Here is a 17213-nt window from a genome sequence, read left to right as displayed (position 1 = left end):
CGCCCCGGCTAGAGTCACCGCGCGCTCCCTTGCTGGAACAGCGCCGCCGTCTTTACTCGCCGAGTTTTTTGGCGGGGCGGAGGTAGTTTTGGACGTAGTCGCGGACGGAGTCTGCGAGCGGAGTGACGGGGGCGCTGTAGCCTGCGTCGCGGAGTTTTCCGATATCGGCGCGGGTGTGGTATTGGTATTTGCCGCGAAGCGACTCCGGCATGTCGATGAAGTTGATTTGGGGTTCGCGCCCGAGTGCCGCGAAGATGGCGCGGGTGAGTGTGAGCCAAGTATTGGCTTCGCCGGAGCCGAGGTTGAAGAGACCAGATGGCCGGTCGGAATTTGGGACAGGAGCGTCGCCCAAACGGCCTTCGGCCAAAAACAGCGTCATCGCGACGGCGTCTTTCACGTAGAGGAAGTCTCGCTGTTGTTCGCCGTCGGCGTAGTCGGGGCGGTAGCTTTTGAAGAGGCCGACGCTGCCGCTTTGCTCGATTTGCTGGTAGGCTTTGTTCACGAGTGAGCGCATGTCGGCCTTGTGGTCTTCGTTTGGGCCGAAGACGTTGAAGTATTTGAGGCCCACGATACTCTGGAGCCAGCCCTCGCGTTGGGCGTGTAGGTCGAAGAGGTGCTTCGAGTAGCCATACATGTTGAGCGGACGCAGCGCGGGAAGCTCGTCGCTGCGGTCGTCCATGCCTCGCGTGCCGTCGCCGTAGGTTGCCGCGGAGGAGGCGTAGACAAAGCGGGTTTTGTGGGCGAGGGCCCAGCGCGCGAGCTCTTTGGTGTAGGTGTAGTTGTTGTCGATTAGGTAGCTGGCGTCGCGCTCGGTGGTCGCGGAGCAGGCCCCGAGGTGAAAAATCGCGCTGAACTTCCCGAAGCTCTCGGGGTGCTCGGCGAGCTGCGCACGAAACGCGGGGGCCTCGACGTAATCGGCAAAGCGCAGCGGAGTGAGGTTTCGCCATTTCTCGTCGGAGCCGAGAATGTCGCTTACGAGGATGTTGGTGAGGCCTCGTTGGTTGAGCTCCCAGATGAGCGCGGAGCCGATGAAGCCGGCTCCTCCGGTGACGAGGATCCGGCCTGAGAACGGGGGAGCGGTGCGGGCGGCGGGCAAGGAGGCGGTGTGCATTTTTTGAGGCGGTTGATAGGTGGAGCGCTTAGCTTTCGCGGGCGATTTCGAGGCCGCGGGCTTGGGCGGCGCGGACGGTGGCCAGGACGGTTTCGCGGAGGCGGGCTTCTTCCATTTTACGGAGTCCGGCAAGGGTCGTGCCGTTGGGCGAGGTGACTTGGTTGCGAAGGGTTTCGGGGGCCGCGCCGCTTTGGGCGAGGAGTTGGGCGGAGCCGAGGAGGGTTTGCGTGACGAGCCGTTTTGCGACTTCGGGCTCGAAACCGATTTGCTGCGCAGCGGCACTTAACGCGGCGGCGAACTCGAAGAAATAGGCGGGGCCGCTGCCGCTGATGGCGGCGATGTCGTTGATTTGCGCTTCGGTGACTTCGAGGGCGAGCCCGAGCGGCGAGAGCAGCGAGTCGACGAGGGCGCGGTCAGCGTCGGCTAGCGTCGTGTGTGCGCACCAGCCGGTGACGCCCGCACCGATTTTCCCCGGAGTGTTGGGCATGGCACGAACCCAAGCGCGTGCGTGGGGGAAGGCGCTTTGGAGTTGCGCGAGGGTTTTTCCGACCATCACCGAGACGATGAGTTTTCCGGAGCTTGCCTCGACGAGTGCGGCGTCGCGCGTGGCGAGGTGCTGCGGCTTAAAGGCGACGACGAGCAGGTCGGCACCGGCGAGTAAGGCGGGGATAGACTCGGCGCGGGTGATGCCGGTCAGGGCAGAGAGTGCGCGGGCGCTTTGGCCGCTCTCGGTATAGCAGCGGAGCGCGGCGTGCGCGTGTCCGTTTTTTAAGAGGCCGCCGACCATCGCGGCGGCCATGTTCCCTGCGCCCAGAAATGCGATAACACTCATGCCTTAACCGGCTATGCGCTGCCGGTAGGCTTTCAAGGTGTTACTCATGAGCATGGCGACAGTCATGGGGCCGACGCCGCCGGGGACGGGCGTGATGAGCGAGGCGATTTCGGCGACTTGCGCAAAGGCGACGTCTCCGGTGAGGCGATAACCGGTTTTTCGCGTGGGGTCTTCGACGCGGTTTATGCCGACGTCGATGACAACTGCGCCGGGTTTTACCATATCGCGCGTGATAAACTCAGGGCGGCCAATCGCGGCAATCAGCACATCGGCTTGGCGTGTGAGGGCGGGCAGGTCGGCGGTGCCGGAGTGGCAAATGGTTACGGTGCCGTTGGCTCCGGCCTTTTTTTGCAACGCAAGGAGGGCGACGGGTTTGCCAACGAGGAGGCTTCGCCCGACGACGACTACGTGCTTGCCGCGCAGGTCTACGCCGCTGCGTGCGAGCAGAGCCATGATGCCAGCGGGCGTGCAGGAAACGAAGCCGGTGTCATCGTCTTGTGCGACCTTGCCGAGGTTCATCGTGCCGAGCCCGTCGACGTCTTTCTCGGGGGCGATGCGGCGAAAGATCCGCAATTCGTCGAGCGGCGCGGGCAGCGGCGACTGAACGAGGATGCCGTCAACCGAGTCGTCCGCGTTGAGCTCGTCGATGAGGGCTTCGAGCTCGGCTTGCGTGGTGGTGATGGGCGGTAGGATGACGCGGCTCGCAATGCCGATCTCGGCGGCGGTCTTTTCCTTTTTGCGAACGTAAGAAACGGAGGCCGGATCGTCGCCGACGCGGACAAGTGCGAGCGTAGGTAAGTGCTGGGCTCTTTTATCATGCGGGCCGCTCGCCGCTGGCTCGTCTCGGCTGCTGGTTGCTTGTGCCTTAGCCAGAGTGGCGACTTCGGCTTTGAGTTCGGCGATTATGGCGGCGGCGATTTCGTTTCCGTCGATGAGTTTGGATGACATCTGTAGTGATTTGGTGCGCGGCTCGTTAGCGATTAGGGCCTTAGCCTCGGCGGTCCTGCGTTGGAGTTTAGGCTGTGGAAGAGGCGATGATTTACTGGGGCCGGATGCTTTCGACTAGCATGACGTATTGGCCGTCGTCACCCAGAGGGCGAACGAGGCCGTAGACGACGACTGCGCGGCCTTCATAGCGGGCGAGTTGGTCGGTGCCCTGCATTTGCGAAAAATCGAGGTAGGCGATGCGGAAGTTAGATTTGGCGTTGATCTGCCAATCGTAGGGGCGGCGGGGGCCGAAGCGTTTCCGCGTGGAAACGAGTTTGCCTTGGATTTGGGAGCGGTTGAGGGGCGCGCTCGCAGAGCGATTTATTTGGCTTGGTGTCGTTGCCGCCGAGTCGATTGCTCGTGGCGGATTGGCCGCTTGTGCGAGCGGCTCAGTTTGCCCAATGGGTTCGGAATCGACGACTGCGAGCGTTTCGGGCGTTTCGGTTTCAGCGGGGAGGGCTTCGGGGAGTTCTACCGTGGCATCTTTGGTCGAGGCAGTTGGGGAGGCGGTTTCCTCCGGAGCGGGGATTGGCACGGGCAGTGTGGAGATCGTCGGTGCAGTATCGCTCGTAGTGGCTGCGGCATTACCGGCTGCGCTGCGGGCGACGTAAGCGGTGAGCGGTTTTTGGAGTTCGATTTGCGTCCAGCGTCCGCGCAAGCCGGTGATGCTGATGGCGTCGCCTACTGCGGCGTAAGTGACGACTGCGGCGGCGTTGTCGGGCTCGAGGTAAAGGGGGGAGCTGGGTTTGATGGCGAGGCCCTTGTCGATGTCGCCATTGCGCACGTAGAGCGTGAAGGGGCCGTCTAGCGTGATTGCTTCCCAAGCCGGAGGAAGCTCGGTGGGCGTAGTCGCGGGTGTGAGTTTGCTACCTGCGGGGAGGCTGCGGAGGACGGCGGCGTTTTCGTTGGGCGCGAGCCGAGCGGTCGTCTGTGCAAATGAGTTAAGAGTCAGCGCGGTGCAGAGCGACGCGAGGGCAGTGCGCGTGAGGAGGGAGAGCAGGTTAGCCATGAGTCCGTTTGGTGTTGGGTGTTCGCGATGTTCTGGAAGTCGCCGTCCGTTTGACCTTTCCGGCGAGGCGTGGTCGCGCGGCGGGCCGCGCTGCGGGTCGGGAGCGATGCTGAGGCTCGGGCGTCTCGAAGAGGAGCGCGATTTCTTTATGAGAGAGGATTTTTCCGGCGCGCAATGGGATTCCTTTGAGCGGAAGTGCGCCGATTTGGTAGCGGCGGAGTCGCTTCACGTCGTAGCGCAGCGCGAGGAAGAGTTGGCGGATTTCCCGCTTTTTCCCGTGGTGGAGGTGGACGTCGAGTTGGGCGGAGGCGTTGGCCGCGCCGGGGGCGATGAGGGAGGCGTATTCGACTTTTAGCTTTTCGCCTTCGAGGGTGACGCCGCGTAGCAGTTGGCCGAGTCGCGCGGCGGGGTAGGGCTGCTTGAGCGTGACGTGGTAGCGTTTGACCACGGTGTTCGACGGGTGCATCAGCCGGTTGGCGAGTGTGCCGTCGGTGGTGAGGATGACGAGGCCCTCGCTGTCTTTATCGAGTCGGCCTGCACAGAAGAAGCGGTGTTGGGCGAGTTCGCGCGGGAGCAGGTCGAAGACGGTCGCGGGGTTGTGCGGGTCGTCGTTGGAGCAGACGAGCCCGCGCGGCTTGTGTACGGCCAGCGTGAGGCGAGGTTGGGGCGCGGTGCTGGGGCGAATGGGTTTGCCGCGCACGGTGAGTTTGTCGGTCTCGGGGAGGATTTTTTGGCCGAGCGTGGCGCGTTGGGCGTTTACCCAGATTTCGCCTTGGCGGATGAGCTCTTCGGCGGCGCGGCGCGAGCAGAGGCCGATGTCGGCAAGGTGTTTTTGAATGCGAACGGGCTTGTCAGTAATCATGTGAGGCCAGTGGCCTCTGCCATTTAGGTCGCCGACAGTCTACTCACGCAAGGCATTCTTCCCCGCCTAGCGGCGAGCGTGCGCAGCACACGTGAGTGGCGAGCCGCGAGCCAGAGGCCGCGCTTGGTCGCGCAGGACAATCCGCTCGTTGGCCGTGTGCGTGTCGGCGCTATTTTAGTTGTTTAGTGTACAACAAAGGCTTGCGCGGGCGGGGCGTGAGCCGCTTCATCGGCGTTCGATTATGTCAATTGAGACCTCTTCGCATCCCGCGCCTACCTACAACAGAGACCATCCGTTTCTTGCTCGCTTAGTCGAAAACCGGATGTTGAGCCGCCCGGGTTCTGACAAAGAGACGCGGCACATGGTCGTGGATTTGGAGGACAGCGGGCTTGTCTATAAGCCGGGCGACTCGCTCGGGGTTTATGGGCTCAATCGCGATTGCGAGGTGGCGGAGATTATTGAGCGGCTGGGCGCAACGGGCGAGGAGCTCGTTACGCCGATGCGCGCGACGGAGCCGGTGCCGCTGCGGCTAGCCCTCACACGCGACTGTGCGCTGGCGGGGCCGACGAAGAAGACGGTGGAGATTTTTGCGGCTAAGGTAAGCGACGCCGCGCAGAAAGCGCAGCTAGAGGCGCTGCTCGCGCCAGAGGCGAAGCCGCAACTCGACGACTTTCTCTATAACCGCGCCTTCGTGGATTTCTTGGCGGAGTATCCGAGTGCGAAGTTCGAGCCGCAGGAGTTTGTGTCGATGCTTCGGCGGCTGGTGCCGCGGCTTTACTCGATCGCTTCGTCGCCGCGAGTGAGCCCCAAGTCGGTAGACCTGACGGTGGCCGTGGTGCGCTACACGACCAATGGCCGCGACCGCGTGGGCGTGTGCACGAGTTATTTGTCCGACCGCGTGCCGCTCGGGGAGCGGGTGCCGGTCTTCGTGTCGCACTCACACTTTGCGCCGCCTGACGATACGAGCGCGGACTGCATCATGGTCGGCCCCGGGACGGGCATCGCGCCGTTTCGCTCGTTTGTGCAAGACCGCGTCGCGCTCGGTGCGAGCGGGAAAAACTGGATTTTCTTTGGCGAGCAACACGCCGCGCTCGACTACCTTTATGAGGAGGAGTGGGCGGACTACGTGGCGAAGGGCCAAGTGCAGCGGCTCGACCTCGCTTGGTCACGCGACCAGGCTGAAAAAGTTTACGTGCAGGACAAGATGCGCGCGAGCGCGGCCGAGCTTTGGGCGTGGTTGGAGCGCGGTGCCTACTTCTACGTGTGCGGCGACGCGAAGCGGATGGCGAAGGATGTCGATAAGGCACTCCACGAAATCATCGCCGAGCAAGGTGGTCTCGGTGAGGCGGGGGCAGCCGATTACGTGAAGCAGCTAAAGAAGGACAAACGCTACCAGCGTGACGTCTACTAAGGGCCTGTTCCCGTTTCAAACGTGGCCGCGCGGGGCGTTTATTTTGCGAGCCGCGCTGCCGCGCGTTGGCGGCTCGCCTCGGGGCTGGCTTCTCGAAGCTAGCTTTTCTTTAGCTTTCTTTTTTGCCTCCACTTCTAACCTCTCCTGATTCTTTTCCCTTTATGAGCTACACCTTTACTAATCGCACGGCGGTCGTGACGGGGGCGGGGCGCGGCATTGGTCGCGCGATCGCGGAGTTGTTGGCGAAGCACGGCGTCAACGTCATTTGTGTATCGAAGTCGGCTGCCTCTTGCGGAGCGACGGCGGAGGCAATTGTCGCTGCGGGCGGGCGTGCGAAAGCACTCGCGGTCGATGTCGCAGACGGGGCGGCGGTCGCCGCTGCGGCGGAGTCGCTCCTCGCCGAGTTTCCCGCAATCGACATTCTCGTTAATAACGCGGGCATCACGCGCGACGGGCTGCTTTTTCGGATGACTGATGAGGACTGGGAGAGCGTCCTCGCGACGAATCTGACGAGTTGTTTCCACTGGTGTAAGCAGCTTGGCCGCCCGATGACGCGCACGCGCTGGGGCCGGATCATCAACATCGCCTCGGTGAGCGGCATCCTCGGCAACGCCGGTCAGGCCAACTATTCGGCGGCGAAGGCGGGCATGATCGGGTTTACCAAAACACTCGCGCGCGAATTTGCCTCGCGCGGCGTCACGGCCAACGTCGTCGCCCCCGGTTTTGTCAAAACGGACATGACGACTGACTTCGTGAACAACCCAGAAGTGGCCGAAAAAGTCCTCTCAGCAGTCCCGCTCAAGCGCTTCGGCGAAGTGGCGGACATTGCGCACGCGGTCGCTTTTCTCGCCTCTGAAGAAGCCAGCTATGTCACCGGGCAAGTTTTTGCCGTTGACGGTGGCATGGCGATGTGAAGCGTCCTAACCCAAGAATTTATTCCCCTATGGCTGACCATAAAACCATCGAACAACGCGTTAAGGAGATCATCGTTAAGCAGCTCAATGTGAACGAAGAGCAAGTGACGCCCTCCGCTTCCTTCCTTGACGATCTCGGCGCGGACTCGCTCGACACCGTCGAGCTCATCATGGCCTTTGAAGAGGAGTTTCGCGAGGAGATCAAAGGCGAGATTCCCGAGGCGGACGCTGAGAAGCTCCAAACGGTCGGCCAAGTCAGCGACTACATTAAGGCTAAAGCCGGCGCGTAAGCGGCCGCTGCTTTAATTGGCGCGCTTCGCCCCGTCGAAGTTCTTCCCTTTCGTTTGCTCGATTTCCAAGGCACCCCGCCGCGAAATTTTTCCGGCGGGGTGCTTTTGTTTTTGAGAGGGGCGACATCGCCGGCCGATTAACGTTGCTCAAGCGGTGGCTCGCTTGGCTAGCCTTTGCGCTTTTTACACACCAGACATGCAGACTCAATCCACAGGGCAACAACAGCAGGATGGGAGAGGCAGCAGGCCGGTCGTGCGCGAGCCGAGTCGGCGAGTAGTCGTTACCGGACTCGGGGCGATTACCGCGCTCGGGCACGATGCAGAGCAGTTTTGGGCGGCACTGGTCGCGGGGACGCCCGGCGTGCGCCGTGTGCAGCGTTTCGACCCTTCGCCCTTTGCCAGTCAAGTCGGTGCCGAAGTGCTCGACTGGGACGCCGCCCAGCATATGGACCCGAAGGAAGCGCGGCGAAACGACCGCTACACGCACTTTGGTTTCGTGGCGGCGAAGCAGGCGGTCGCCGACTCGGGGCTCGTGATGGATGGTGAAGACCGCGACCGCGTGGGCGTGATGATCGGCTCGGGTATCGGCGGCATGTATACCTACGAATCGCAGCTCGCCGTGCTGGCCGAGCGTGGCCCGCGTAGGGTCTCGCCGTTTACGATCCCCTCACTGATTGGCAACATGTGCTCGGGCATGGTCGCGATCGAGTATGGCGTGCGAGGGCCCAACTTTGGGCTCGTATCGGCCTGCGCGACTGGCTCGCACGCCATCGGCGAAGCCATGCACACAATCCAGCGCGGCGATGCCGATGTGATGATCGCGGGCGGGAGCGAGGCGGCGATTACGCCTTTTGCCTACGCGACGTTTTGCGCGATGAAGGCGATGAGTGAGCACAATGACGAACCCGCGCGGGCGAGTCGGCCTTTTGACCGGGCGCGCGACGGCTTCGTGATGGGCGAGGGCGCCGGTATCCTCGTTCTCGAATCGCTGGAGCACGCGCAGGCTCGTGGGGCGCGGATTTACTGCGAGGTCGCGGGCTACGCGGCGAGCTGCGACGCGTTTCACATTACCCAGCCCGACCCCGAAGGGCGCGGGCTCTTGCTCGCGATGAGCCGCGCGATCGAGAAGGCCGGACTCGCGCCGAGCGACATCGACTACATTAACGCACATGGCACCTCGACGCCGTATAACGACAAGTTCGAAACGCTCGCGATTAAGAAGCTCTTTGGCGCACATGCGCAGCAACTCGCGGTGAGCTCGACCAAGTCGATGACGGGGCACTTGCTCGGCGCAGCGGGCGGGATTGAGTCGGTCATCTCGGTCAAAACGATCCAAACCGGCACGATTGCCCCGACGATTAATTTGGACGAACCGGACTTGCCGGATTGCGACCTCGACTACGTGCCGCACACCGCGCGGGCGAAAACGGTGCGCGCCGTTTTAAGTAACAACCTCGGCTTCGGCGGCCAAAACGCCGCGCTGGTCTTCAAAGCGGTATAAGCGAGGGAGCCCGTTTGACGTGTTTGCTAGGCTGCGAAGCGAATGAATTCACTCCTCACGACGATTACGATAACGGGCTTCACGGTGGCGTTTTTACACGCGGCGATTCCCACGCATTGGCTGCCCTTTGTCCTAGTCTCGCGAGCACGAGGTTGGCAGACGACGAAGACCCTCGGCGTCGTGCTTTTGGCGGGCATGGGGCACATCGCGCTGACGACGTTGATCGGGCTCTTGATTGCGTGGTTTGGGTTTCAACTCGACCACGAGTTAGAGCACGTTTTCGGGCCCTTGATTGGCGGGGTGATGATTGCGATCGGCGCGTATTTTGTGTGGCGGCAATTGCGCGGAAAAGGCGTTTGCCACCACGCTGCGCCCGGCAGTCGCCACGCGAAAACGGAGCACTGCGGCCACGAGCACGAAGACGAGCCGAGCCACTGGGAGCAGGAGTTGCGCGAAAGCCGACTCGGTGCCGATAAAGGCGACTGGGCGGCAATCGGCGGGCTTTTCCTTATGCTGACGCTCTCTCCCTGCGAGGTCTTCCTGCCGGTGTATCTCTCGGCAGTGCCCTTTGGCTGGCTGGGCTTCGTGCTGCTAAGCGCGATTCTGGCGGTGGCGACCTTGGCGGGGATGCTGCTGTTTACCTGGCTGACCTTGGTCGGTTTCGAACGGCTGCGACTGCGCTACTTCGAACAACGCGAATCGGGCCTGCTCGGTGCCATCTTTATGCTCCTGGGCGTCCTCCTGCTCTTCTTCCCTCACGGCCATTAAGGTCCGTGACCTGAGCGTCCACTGCGCGTGGAGCGGCAGCGTGTCGCTGCACCCGTTCAATTTGGGAATTGGCCTCGTCGCTTCGCGACAAAACCAATTCCCAAATTTGAAAGCATTCCCCCTGTCGCGTTGCGACAGGGGGAGGGAAGTAGAGTGATAACCCGTTTGGGCGAGGAGGGAGAAATCACCAGTAAGCTCCCGTCTCCAAGTTTGGGGTCCTTTTCACAGAGCCGCTTGGTTGCTGTGCGAATGCACAGCAACCAAGCGGCTCTGTGAATGGGTGCAGCGATGGACGGCGGGCCGACGAGCCCGCCGCCAAATAAAACAGCCTGCGGCTGCGCCCCACGCGCAGTGGGAAAAAAGCGTTAATGCGGTGCAGGAATGGTGAACTGGATATGGCCTTCGGCGTCGTGGGCAGTTTTGGCGGCTTGTGCGCGCAGGGCGGCCCCGTCGGCGAGGGCGGCAAAGCCGCGTTCGAGGAGTTCGACCATTGCGAGATCGCGCGTTTTCGAGGCCGGGGCGCCTAGGATGACGGCGATGATGCGCTGGCTGCTGCGCGCGGCGGTCGCCGCGAGGCAAAACCCTGCGGAGCGGGTGTAGCCGGTTTTTAGCCCATCCACTCCGGCGACTTTTCCTAAGAGGTGGTTGTGGTTGCGCATGTCGACGCGCCGCTGCGGGTCATTGGCACGGAAGCGGCGCTGTTGAGTGGAGCTGTATTTAAGAATGTCGGTATGGGTGACGAGGTAGCGCGAAAGCGTGGCGATGTTTCGCGCGGTGCTAAGGTTTCCGTCGGCGATGTTGCTCTTGGTCCCTCCGGAGGGCGGGAGTCCGTGGGGATTGTGAAAGCGGGTCAGGGTAAGACCGAGCTCGGCGGCGCGGGTATTCATCATTTCGCTAAACGCTTCGATGGAGCCGCCGACTGCGAGTGCCAGCGCGTGGGCGCAGTCGTTGGCGGAGTGGAGCATGAGGGCGTAGAGCAGTTCTTCGACAGGGAAGACTTCGCCTTCGCGCAACCAGACTTGGGTGCCGCCGATGCGCGCACTAGCCGCGGTGATGCGGATGGGGCTGTCGAGCTGGAGTTGGCCGCGCTCAATCGCGTCGTGGACGAGCAGGAAGGTCATGAGCTTCGTCACGCTCGCGAGCGGCGCGATGCGGTCTGCGTCGTGGTCGAAAAGGACAGCCCCGCTTGCGGCATCGATAATGATTGCGGCTTTGTAAGGCGGAGTAGTGGCGGCGGCTTGCGGGAGCGACTTGGGCTTTGCCGCATCTGCGGCGTAAGCGAGTGGCGCGGAGATGATCGCAGTCGCAGCGAGGATTAAGCTGCCGCAAACGAGTCGGGACAAGCGGGAGAGGAAAGGTTGAAGCCAGGTCGGGAAAGCCATCATACGGCGTTCGCGGCGTTGGCACCGGATTGAGCGGATTGGCCGGAGCCGCTTTGGGCGACTTGCTCGAGGGGCAACGTGTGAAGCCGTAGCTCGGGGTTTTTCTCGACGAAGTAGTTGAGTGACCAGTCGTTGGGGAAGAGGACGACCGGTTGTTCGAATTTGTCGTGACCAAAGCTTACGCCGCTTGCGACGACGATTGAGCTTAGGTCGGCGAGGCGCGGGTGCGGCTCTATCCAGCGCAGCAGCGTCCACGGGGCGGGGCTGAGTCGAGAGTCGGCCTTGTATTCGGCGCGCAGCCGGTGTTGCACGACCTCGAATTGGAGCGTGCCAACGGCGGCGATGAGCGTGGTATCGCTTGGCGCGTTGCGGACCTGAAAGGACTGCACGACGCCTTCTTGGAGGAGTTGGGCGAGGCCGGTGCGGTATTTTTTGGCTTCGGCGGGACTCGTGCTGGAGAGGTAGGCAAAGACCTCGCTCGGAAAGCGCGGGATCTCGTCGTAAAAAATCGAGCGGTCCTCGGTGAGCGTGTCGCCGATGCCGAACTCGCTGTGGCCAACGAGGCCGACAATGTCGCCCGGCCAGGCTTCATCGACGGTTTCACGCTCTTGACCGAAGAGTTTGTGCGACGAGGAGAGGCGGACGCTTTTTCCCGTGCGTTGGTGGGTGACCGTCATGTCGCGAGTGAAGCGGCCCGAGCACACGCGGACAAAGGCGATGCGATCGCGGTGCTTGGGGTCCATGTTGGCCTGGATTTTGAAAACAAAGCCGGAGAACTTATCGTGTGCGACGGGCACTTCGCGGGCAGTCGTCGGCGCAGGCAGTCCGGGCGCCATGCGGCTGATGGAGTGGCGCGGTGCGGGGGGCACGGAGTCGCGTAAAAAGCCGCGCAACAGGAGCTCGATTCCGAAGTTGTTAATCGCCGAGCCGAAGTAGATGGGGCTTTGCGCTCCGGCGTGCACGGCCGCGAGGTCGAAGGCGTGGCCCGCGCCGTCGAGCATCGCGAGCTGTTCGGTCGCGGCGGCGAGGCTGAGTTCGTCGAGTTGGGCCCGTAGCGCGGCGTCGCCGATTGAGGCGACCTTGACCGGTGCTTTGTACGCGCCGCCGCCCGCCATGCGCTCGAAGAGGTGCACTTGCGAACTGAGTCGGTCGAAGACTCCGCGAAAGCTCGGGCCGTTACCGAGTGGCCAGTTTATGGGCGAGGCCTGGATGCCGAGCACGGTTTCCAACTCGTCGAGCAGCTCTAGTGGATCACGGGTAGGCCGGTCGCATTTGTTGATGAGCGTAAAAATGGGGACTCCGCGACGGCGGCACACTTCGAAGAGTTTGCGCGTCTGCACTTCGACGCCTTTGGCCGCATCGATGACCATGAGTGCGGCATCGACGGCGGTTAGCACGCGGTAGGTGTCTTCCGAGAAGTCTTTGTGCCCGGGGGTGTCGAGCAGGTTGACGGCGTGACCCTCGTAGTCGAATTGCAGGACGGTCGAGGAGATGGAGATGCCGCGTTGCTTCTCGATTTCCATCCAGTCGGAGGTTGTGGCGCGCGCGGCTTTCCGGTCTTTGACCGAGCCTGCGAGGTGAATCGCGCCGCCGTAGAGGAGGAATTTTTCGGTGAGCGTGGTCTTGCCTGCGTCGGGGTGGGAGATGATGGCAAGAGTGCGGCGGCGGGCGATTTGCTGAGCAGGCGACATTTTAGGAAAACCGCCATATCCAGCACAAAAGCCTAGCGGCGAAAAGGGCGGACTTCGGCGAAGGCCGCTTAGCTGCCTATTTTCTCGCTGCCGAAGGGCTCAGCCTTCGCTGCGGTGCGCGGTGCACACGCAAGCGCTTATGTTTGCTTGCTGCCTGCTGCTTAGCGCGGGGGCGTCAGACCGTAGTCTTGGCCGTGGAGATCCATCATGCCTTTTTGGACAAGGAGGGCAAAAATGCCCCAGCCGATGGCGTAGACGATAGGCGAGGCGACGATCGTCAGCAGCAGCGTGATTAGGCCTCCCGAGATGTTTCCTTGGGCCAAGACGACAATGGAGAGGATGAAAGCCACAAAGCACAGGGCGATGCCTCCTGAAATGCTGAGTCCCGGAATCGGCAGTAGGAAAAACACCCATCCGAGCGCGAGGCAGATCCAAGTCGCCCGAAGTGGGCCAGACGACGCGTTGGCGGGTGTGCTCATGAAAACAGAGGGCGGCGGCTGCGTGGCGCGGCGACGAGCGCTTTACCGTGTGACGCGCACGGGGATCGTGAGTTCGCCGCTGTCGTAGCCACGCAGGAAGAGGCTGCCGGTGCCCGGGGAGCCGCCTTGCACGTTGATGGTCACGGAGCTTTGCCCAGCAGGGACGATGACTTCGTCCATAATCACACTGCTCGGGATGTCTGTCGTGACGTCGAGGAGGAGCCCTCCGAGCGGTGCGGGTTGTGGGAGCGTAAAGGTGAGCGACTGCACCGAGCCGGAGCGCAGGCTGAGCGCGGAGGGCGTGACGAGGAGTTTGCTGCCGTCAATGCGGAAGCTGCCGAGCGGGGTCGCGCCGCGCGCACCGACGAGGGCCACTTGATAGTCACGGCCGATCTCGAGTGCGGGGACGAAGAAGCTGAGCGAGCTGATCGACTCGTAATGGCTGCGCACAGGCTGCCCGTCAAAGGTCACGCTGTCTTGCGGGCTAAAGCCGCGCCCGATGACGCTGATGCGTGCGCCGACGGGTCCGCGATTGGCTTCGAGCGAGTAGACGTAGCGACCGGTGACAGTGGCGCGCGCGAGCTCGGTGTAGGCTTCGCCGGGGACGTTGCGGTCGTTGCTGCGCACTTCGTAGTTCACCAAAAAATAGTAGGCGATTTCGCTGCGGCCTGGGGCCATCGCGTAGTCGAACTCGTAAAACTCTGCGCCGACGCGGCTGGGCTGCATGAGGTGCCGCTCGCCGTCGATGATGAGGTAGGGCTGCACGCTGCCGGGGACGATGCGTTTGCGCTTTTGGTCGACGCGCAGCGTGATCGTGTAAATGCGCGAGGGGTTTTCCGTCAGCGAGCTGGGCGTGAGGTTGTTGAGGACGACATCGTTACACCCGGGCAACAGGACGAGCAGGCAAAGGGCACTGCACCACAGGAGGAGTCGGCGTGCGAGAGTGGGACGCGAGTTTTGCATTGGATTTCGTGAAGGGCCGGTCAGTGAAAGCGGCGAGATAATGACTGCGGCTTTACTAGCGCAAGGGTCTAAGCCCCCTTTTTTTAAGACGGAAATGGCAGCGCCAAACCGCGCGGCTCCCTTGGGGCTGTATGTGCACGTCCCGTTTTGCGCGTCGACCTGCGATTTTTGCGCGTTCTACCAAGTGCGCCCTACTGCTAGCGATATCGCCGACTACTTCGCCGCGTGCGAAGCCGAAGCCGCGCTCGTGAAATGGTCGCGCCCGGTTACCACGGTTTTTTGGGGCGGTGGCACTCCCGGGCTGCTCTCACCGGATGCGCTCCGGCGGCTGGGGGAGTTTACGCTTCGCTGTTGTTCAGAAACCGAGTGCGGCAGCGGGCCAACCGAGTGGACGGTGGAAATGGCCCCGGCCTCGGTGACGGAAGCGCGCTTGGCCGCACTGCGCGAAATCGGTGTCACACGGATCTCGATGGGCGTGCAGAGTTTTCAAGCCGCGCTCCTCGCCGCGCTGGGCCGCCAGCATTCGCGCGAGCAAATTTATCGCGCCTACGAGCGGATTCGCGCTGCCGGCTTTTCCAGTGTGAACCTCGACCTGATGTTTGCGCTGCCGGGCCAGACTGCCGCCGAGTGGGAGGCGGATATCGCCGAAGCCCTCGCGCTCGCGCCCGATCACCTCTCGACCTATTGCCTGACTTTTGAGGAGGACACCGCGCTTTGGCTCAAGCTTTCGCAGGGGCGCGTAAAGCTCGACCCCGAGCACGAGGCGCAGCTTTACGAGCAGACTTGGGCCCGGCTGGCCGCCGCGGGTTATGGGCAATACGAAGTCGCGAACTTTGCGCGGCCCGGGCATGCCTGTAGGCACAATTTGAATACATGGGCGATGAGCGAGTGGGTGGGGCTCGGGCCTGCTGCCGCGTCGCAACATGGCGGCTGGCGCGGCGGTAATGTCGCTGACCTACGCGGCTGGGCCGAGCGCGTGCAGCGCGGCGAGCGAATGACCGAAGAGCGCAAAGAAATGACGCCGGCTGCGCTTGCCGAAGATGCGTTTATTTTTGGGCTGCGGATGAATGCGGGCGTATCGCTCGAGGAGTGGCGCACCCGTGCGCCGGATGCGCCGTGGGCGGCCGTCGAGGCTTTGGCTGAGCGACTCGTTGCCGACGAGTTGGCGCTTTGGAGTGACGACCGGCTTTGCCTCAGCACGCGCGGTCGGCTGCTGGCCGATGCGGTTGGGCTGGAAATGATGGAGGCCTTTCAAGACGCTTCGCAGTCATGAGTTCTTCCCTCCGTGCTGCCCCGCTTTCCTTACTCGCGCTTGCAGCCGTCCTGGTGTTTGCGGGGCTTGGCAGCGGTTGCGTGTTGTGGACGAAGCCGCCTCCGCAACCCGGGGCTCACGCATGGTTTTTACTCGAAGCCGATGCGGAGCAAGAGGGCGTGCCGCTCGTTTTACCGGTGAGCGGCGTAGCCATCCGCGTCGCGCCGAAGCCGGTTATCAGCGAGTTCGACATTGTGGAGGCCGCCGTTGTGGAGGTCGATTTGGGACGCTGCCTTGGGCTGCGGCTCACGGGCGAAGCGGCCCGCGACCTTTACCGGATGAGTGTCTCGCAGATGGGGCGGCGGCTCGTCCTTCTCGTTAACGGGCAAGCCTTGGGGGCACGGGTGATCGACGGCGCGATTGAGGGCGGCGTGCTCTTTGTATTTGTCGAAGTGGCTGACGAGGAACTCCACGCGCTCGCTCGCGAGATCAATACCTTCGCGGCGGCTATTAGTGCTGCCAAAGCCAAAGCGAAATGAGAGCCCACCGTTACTCGCGCTCGTCTCCGTCGTGCTGCCTTGGTCGTATCCATCGCGTCATTACGGCGATCGCGTGGATTGTCCTGTTGGGTGTTTTGATCGGGGGTGCGAGACCGGTTTTGGCACAAATAGAGCTGCGCTGGCCGACGCCCAACCGGGCATGGGAGCGCGGCGAGCCGGTGCGTGCGTTTTTACAGCATGCGGGCTCCGGAAATCCAATCAGTGGCGGCTACGGAAGCGTGCGAAATGGCGGGACGCGATTTCACGAGGGGATTGATCTGTTCCCCGTGCGGCGCGATGCGCGGGGCGAAGCACTCGATGAGGTTTTTGCGGCGATGTCGGGCATCGTCCGCTATGTGAATACCGAGCCCGCCCGCAGCAGCTATGGCCGCTATGTCGTGCTGGAGCATGACGCGCAGAGTCCCGCCATTTACACGCTCTACGCGCACCTCGCCTCGGTGGACTCGGCACTGTTGCCCGACGTGGCGGGCGAGCTCGTGCGCGTTCGCGCGGGCCAAGTGCTCGGTCGGATGGGCCGGAGTGCGGGCGGGTATACGATTCCCAAGGCGCGCGCGCACTTGCACTTCGAGATGGGGCTGCGGCTGACCGATGACTTTGAGCGCTGGTATGACGCGCGCGGCTTTGATGACCCGAACTATCACGGTGTGTTTAATGGGATGAACCTCATGGGCTTCGACCCGCTCGCATTTTACGAGGCGCACAGGGCCGCAGCGATTCGGACAGTGGCGGACTGGTTTGCGCAAATGGAGCCCGCCGTAGTGCTGCATGTGGCGAGCCGCGCCACACCGGACTTCGTCCGCCGCTATCCGCGCTTGCTAAAGCAAGGGGCGGTGACACTGGGCGCACAGGCGGGGTGGCGAATTGAGTGCGACCCGAGCGGGATTCCTTTTGCGTGGACGCCGCTTAGCGCGGACGCAGTGCGCGGGTTAAAGCTAAGCCCGGGGGAGGCGGCCATCGTCGCAGTCGATGAGGCATTGCTTGGTACGCAGCCGGCGAAGCGACTTGTCATGACTAGCTCGACAGGAGTGCCGATTATCGGCCCCGACTTGGACGCCGTTCGACAACTTTTGTTTGGGCGAGAGGATTCGTGAGATAAATGCGCGCTCGTTGAGTGGCTGCGGCGGTTTGGCGCGGCCAGCATGGCCGGCGGCGGGAGCTATAAAAAACCTCGCGCGCAGGCCGGGGCTTGGGCGTCTTCATG

17 protein-coding genes are annotated in these 17213 nt (G+C 62.7%); 8 read left to right on the top strand and 9 right to left on the bottom strand.

The window, feature by feature from the left end:
* Positions 1-52 precede the first annotated feature (52 nt).
* From rfaD to AXK12_RS08250, 5 genes are all read right to left on the bottom strand, one after another.
* A complete protein-coding gene (rfaD, locus tag AXK12_RS08270) occupies positions 53-1111 on the bottom strand; it encodes an ADP-glyceromanno-heptose 6-epimerase (protein WP_068713318.1) in 1059 nt (352 codons plus the stop codon).
* Positions 1112-1139: 28 nt separating this feature from the next.
* Entirely contained in the window at positions 1140-1943 is an 804-nt protein-coding gene (proC, locus tag AXK12_RS08265) for a pyrroline-5-carboxylate reductase (RefSeq protein WP_068713316.1), read from the bottom strand.
* A 3-nt stretch (positions 1944-1946) separates the two neighbouring features.
* Positions 1947-2891, bottom strand: coding sequence for a bifunctional methylenetetrahydrofolate dehydrogenase/methenyltetrahydrofolate cyclohydrolase FolD (gene folD, locus AXK12_RS08260; protein ID WP_068713313.1), 945 nt, complete (start codon positions 2889-2891; stop codon positions 1947-1949).
* Positions 2892-2982: 91 nt separating this feature from the next.
* Positions 2983-3939, bottom strand: coding sequence for a RodZ family helix-turn-helix domain-containing protein (locus AXK12_RS08255; protein ID WP_068713311.1), 957 nt, complete (start codon positions 3937-3939; stop codon positions 2983-2985).
* A complete protein-coding gene (locus tag AXK12_RS08250) occupies positions 3932-4801 on the bottom strand; it encodes a pseudouridine synthase (protein WP_231863609.1) in 870 nt (289 codons plus the stop codon). Before AXK12_RS08250 ends, AXK12_RS08255 begins: the two co-directional genes overlap by 8 nt.
* A 241-nt stretch (positions 4802-5042) precedes the next feature.
* On the opposite strand from AXK12_RS08250, the gene AXK12_RS08245 reads away from it, so the two are divergent.
* The 5 genes from AXK12_RS08245 to AXK12_RS08225 all read left to right on the top strand — a co-directional run bounded on the left by AXK12_RS08245 (position 5043) and on the right by AXK12_RS08225 (position 9685).
* A complete protein-coding gene (locus AXK12_RS08245) occupies positions 5043-6212 on the top strand; it encodes a sulfite reductase subunit alpha (RefSeq protein ID WP_068713309.1) in 1170 nt (389 codons plus the stop codon).
* A 161-nt stretch (positions 6213-6373) separates the two neighbouring features.
* Complete coding sequence (gene fabG, locus AXK12_RS08240; protein WP_068713307.1) at positions 6374-7126, top strand: 3-oxoacyl-[acyl-carrier-protein] reductase; 753 nt, start codon at positions 6374-6376, stop codon at positions 7124-7126.
* Between the two features lie 29 nt (positions 7127-7155).
* Positions 7156-7416: an acyl carrier protein gene (locus AXK12_RS08235; protein WP_068713305.1), complete on the top strand. Its 261-nt coding sequence runs from the start codon at positions 7156-7158 to the stop codon at positions 7414-7416.
* A 196-nt stretch (positions 7417-7612) separates the two neighbouring features.
* Positions 7613-8917, top strand: coding sequence for a beta-ketoacyl-ACP synthase II (fabF, locus tag AXK12_RS08230; RefSeq protein ID WP_082782758.1), 1305 nt, complete (start codon positions 7613-7615; stop codon positions 8915-8917).
* A 42-nt stretch (positions 8918-8959) separates the two neighbouring features.
* Positions 8960-9685, top strand: coding sequence for a hypothetical protein (locus AXK12_RS08225; protein ID WP_068713301.1), 726 nt, complete (start codon positions 8960-8962; stop codon positions 9683-9685).
* Positions 9686-10050: 365 nt separating this feature from the next.
* Here the strand turns inward: AXK12_RS08225 and AXK12_RS08220 are convergent, their stop codons facing one another.
* The 4 genes from AXK12_RS08220 to AXK12_RS08205 all read right to left on the bottom strand — a co-directional run bounded on the left by AXK12_RS08220 (position 10051) and on the right by AXK12_RS08205 (position 14200).
* Positions 10051-11070 (bottom strand): D-alanyl-D-alanine carboxypeptidase family protein, encoded by a 1020-nt coding sequence (locus tag AXK12_RS08220; RefSeq protein WP_082782757.1) that lies wholly within the window; start codon positions 11068-11070, stop codon positions 10051-10053.
* Positions 11067-12758 (bottom strand): peptide chain release factor 3, encoded by a 1692-nt coding sequence (locus tag AXK12_RS08215; protein ID WP_082782756.1) that lies wholly within the window; start codon positions 12756-12758, stop codon positions 11067-11069. The genes AXK12_RS08220 and AXK12_RS08215 overlap by 4 nt, the downstream gene beginning before the upstream one ends.
* 161 nt (positions 12759-12919) lie before the next feature.
* On the bottom strand, positions 12920-13237 hold the full coding sequence (locus AXK12_RS08210; protein WP_068713298.1) for a hypothetical protein: 318 nt from the start codon (positions 13235-13237) through the stop codon (positions 12920-12922).
* Positions 13238-13279: 42 nt separating this feature from the next.
* Positions 13280-14200 carry an IPT/TIG domain-containing protein gene (locus AXK12_RS08205; RefSeq protein ID WP_068713296.1) on the bottom strand — a complete coding sequence of 307 codons (921 nt, stop codon included), beginning with the start codon at positions 14198-14200 and terminating at the stop codon, positions 13280-13282.
* Between the two features lie 94 nt (positions 14201-14294).
* Here AXK12_RS08205 and hemW point away from each other — a divergent pair, with 94 nt between their 5' ends.
* Genes hemW through AXK12_RS08190 form a run of 3 tightly spaced genes read left to right on the top strand, consistent with a single transcriptional unit; the run spans position 14295 to position 17103 of the window.
* On the top strand, positions 14295-15473 hold the full coding sequence (gene hemW / locus AXK12_RS08200; RefSeq protein ID WP_068713360.1) for a radical SAM family heme chaperone HemW: 1179 nt from the start codon (positions 14295-14297) through the stop codon (positions 15471-15473).
* A complete protein-coding gene (locus AXK12_RS08195) occupies positions 15470-15991 on the top strand; it encodes a hypothetical protein (RefSeq protein WP_068713294.1) in 522 nt (173 codons plus the stop codon). The genes hemW and AXK12_RS08195 overlap by 4 nt, the downstream gene beginning before the upstream one ends.
* Positions 15988-17103, top strand: coding sequence for a M23 family metallopeptidase (locus tag AXK12_RS08190; RefSeq protein ID WP_082782755.1), 1116 nt, complete (start codon positions 15988-15990; stop codon positions 17101-17103). Before AXK12_RS08195 ends, AXK12_RS08190 begins: the two co-directional genes overlap by 4 nt.
* Positions 17104-17213 lie beyond the last annotated feature (110 nt).

This window comes from Cephaloticoccus capnophilus (assembly GCF_001580045.1).
Classification (GTDB): domain Bacteria; phylum Verrucomicrobiota; class Verrucomicrobiia; order Opitutales; family Opitutaceae; genus Cephaloticoccus; species Cephaloticoccus capnophilus.
Note: the sequence above shows the minus strand (reverse complement) of the source record. Positions and strands in the feature narration are given on the sequence as shown.

What these genes read in the sequence shown, in the direction of transcription:
- rfaD (WP_068713318.1), bottom strand. Translation starts at nt 1,111, where the DNA reads ATGCACACCGCCTCCTTGCCCGCCGCCCGCACCGCTCCCCCGTTCTCA.
- proC (WP_068713316.1), bottom strand. Translation starts at nt 1,943, where the DNA reads ATGAGTGTTATCGCATTTCTGGGCGCAGGGAACATGGCCGCCGCGATG.
- folD (WP_068713313.1), bottom strand. Translation starts at nt 2,891, where the DNA reads ATGTCATCCAAACTCATCGACGGAAACGAAATCGCCGCCGCCATAATC.
- AXK12_RS08255 (WP_068713311.1), bottom strand. Translation starts at nt 3,939, where the DNA reads ATGGCTAACCTGCTCTCCCTCCTCACGCGCACTGCCCTCGCGTCGCTC.
- AXK12_RS08250 (WP_231863609.1), bottom strand. Translation starts at nt 4,801, where the DNA reads ATGATTACTGACAAGCCCGTTCGCATTCAAAAACACCTTGCCGACATC.
- AXK12_RS08245 (WP_068713309.1), top strand. Translation starts at nt 5,043, where the DNA reads ATGTCAATTGAGACCTCTTCGCATCCCGCGCCTACCTACAACAGAGAC.
- fabG (WP_068713307.1), top strand. Translation starts at nt 6,374, where the DNA reads ATGAGCTACACCTTTACTAATCGCACGGCGGTCGTGACGGGGGCGGGG.
- AXK12_RS08235 (WP_068713305.1), top strand. Translation starts at nt 7,156, where the DNA reads ATGGCTGACCATAAAACCATCGAACAACGCGTTAAGGAGATCATCGTT.
- fabF (WP_082782758.1), top strand. Translation starts at nt 7,613, where the DNA reads ATGCAGACTCAATCCACAGGGCAACAACAGCAGGATGGGAGAGGCAGC.
- AXK12_RS08225 (WP_068713301.1), top strand. Translation starts at nt 8,960, where the DNA reads ATGAATTCACTCCTCACGACGATTACGATAACGGGCTTCACGGTGGCG.
- AXK12_RS08220 (WP_082782757.1), bottom strand. Translation starts at nt 11,070, where the DNA reads ATGATGGCTTTCCCGACCTGGCTTCAACCTTTCCTCTCCCGCTTGTCC.
- AXK12_RS08215 (WP_082782756.1), bottom strand. Translation starts at nt 12,758, where the DNA reads ATGTCGCCTGCTCAGCAAATCGCCCGCCGCCGCACTCTTGCCATCATC.
- AXK12_RS08210 (WP_068713298.1), bottom strand. Translation starts at nt 13,237, where the DNA reads ATGAGCACACCCGCCAACGCGTCGTCTGGCCCACTTCGGGCGACTTGG.
- AXK12_RS08205 (WP_068713296.1), bottom strand. Translation starts at nt 14,200, where the DNA reads ATGCAAAACTCGCGTCCCACTCTCGCACGCCGACTCCTCCTGTGGTGC.
- hemW (WP_068713360.1), top strand. Translation starts at nt 14,295, where the DNA reads ATGGCAGCGCCAAACCGCGCGGCTCCCTTGGGGCTGTATGTGCACGTC.
- AXK12_RS08195 (WP_068713294.1), top strand. Translation starts at nt 15,470, where the DNA reads ATGAGTTCTTCCCTCCGTGCTGCCCCGCTTTCCTTACTCGCGCTTGCA.
- AXK12_RS08190 (WP_082782755.1), top strand. Translation starts at nt 15,988, where the DNA reads ATGAGAGCCCACCGTTACTCGCGCTCGTCTCCGTCGTGCTGCCTTGGT.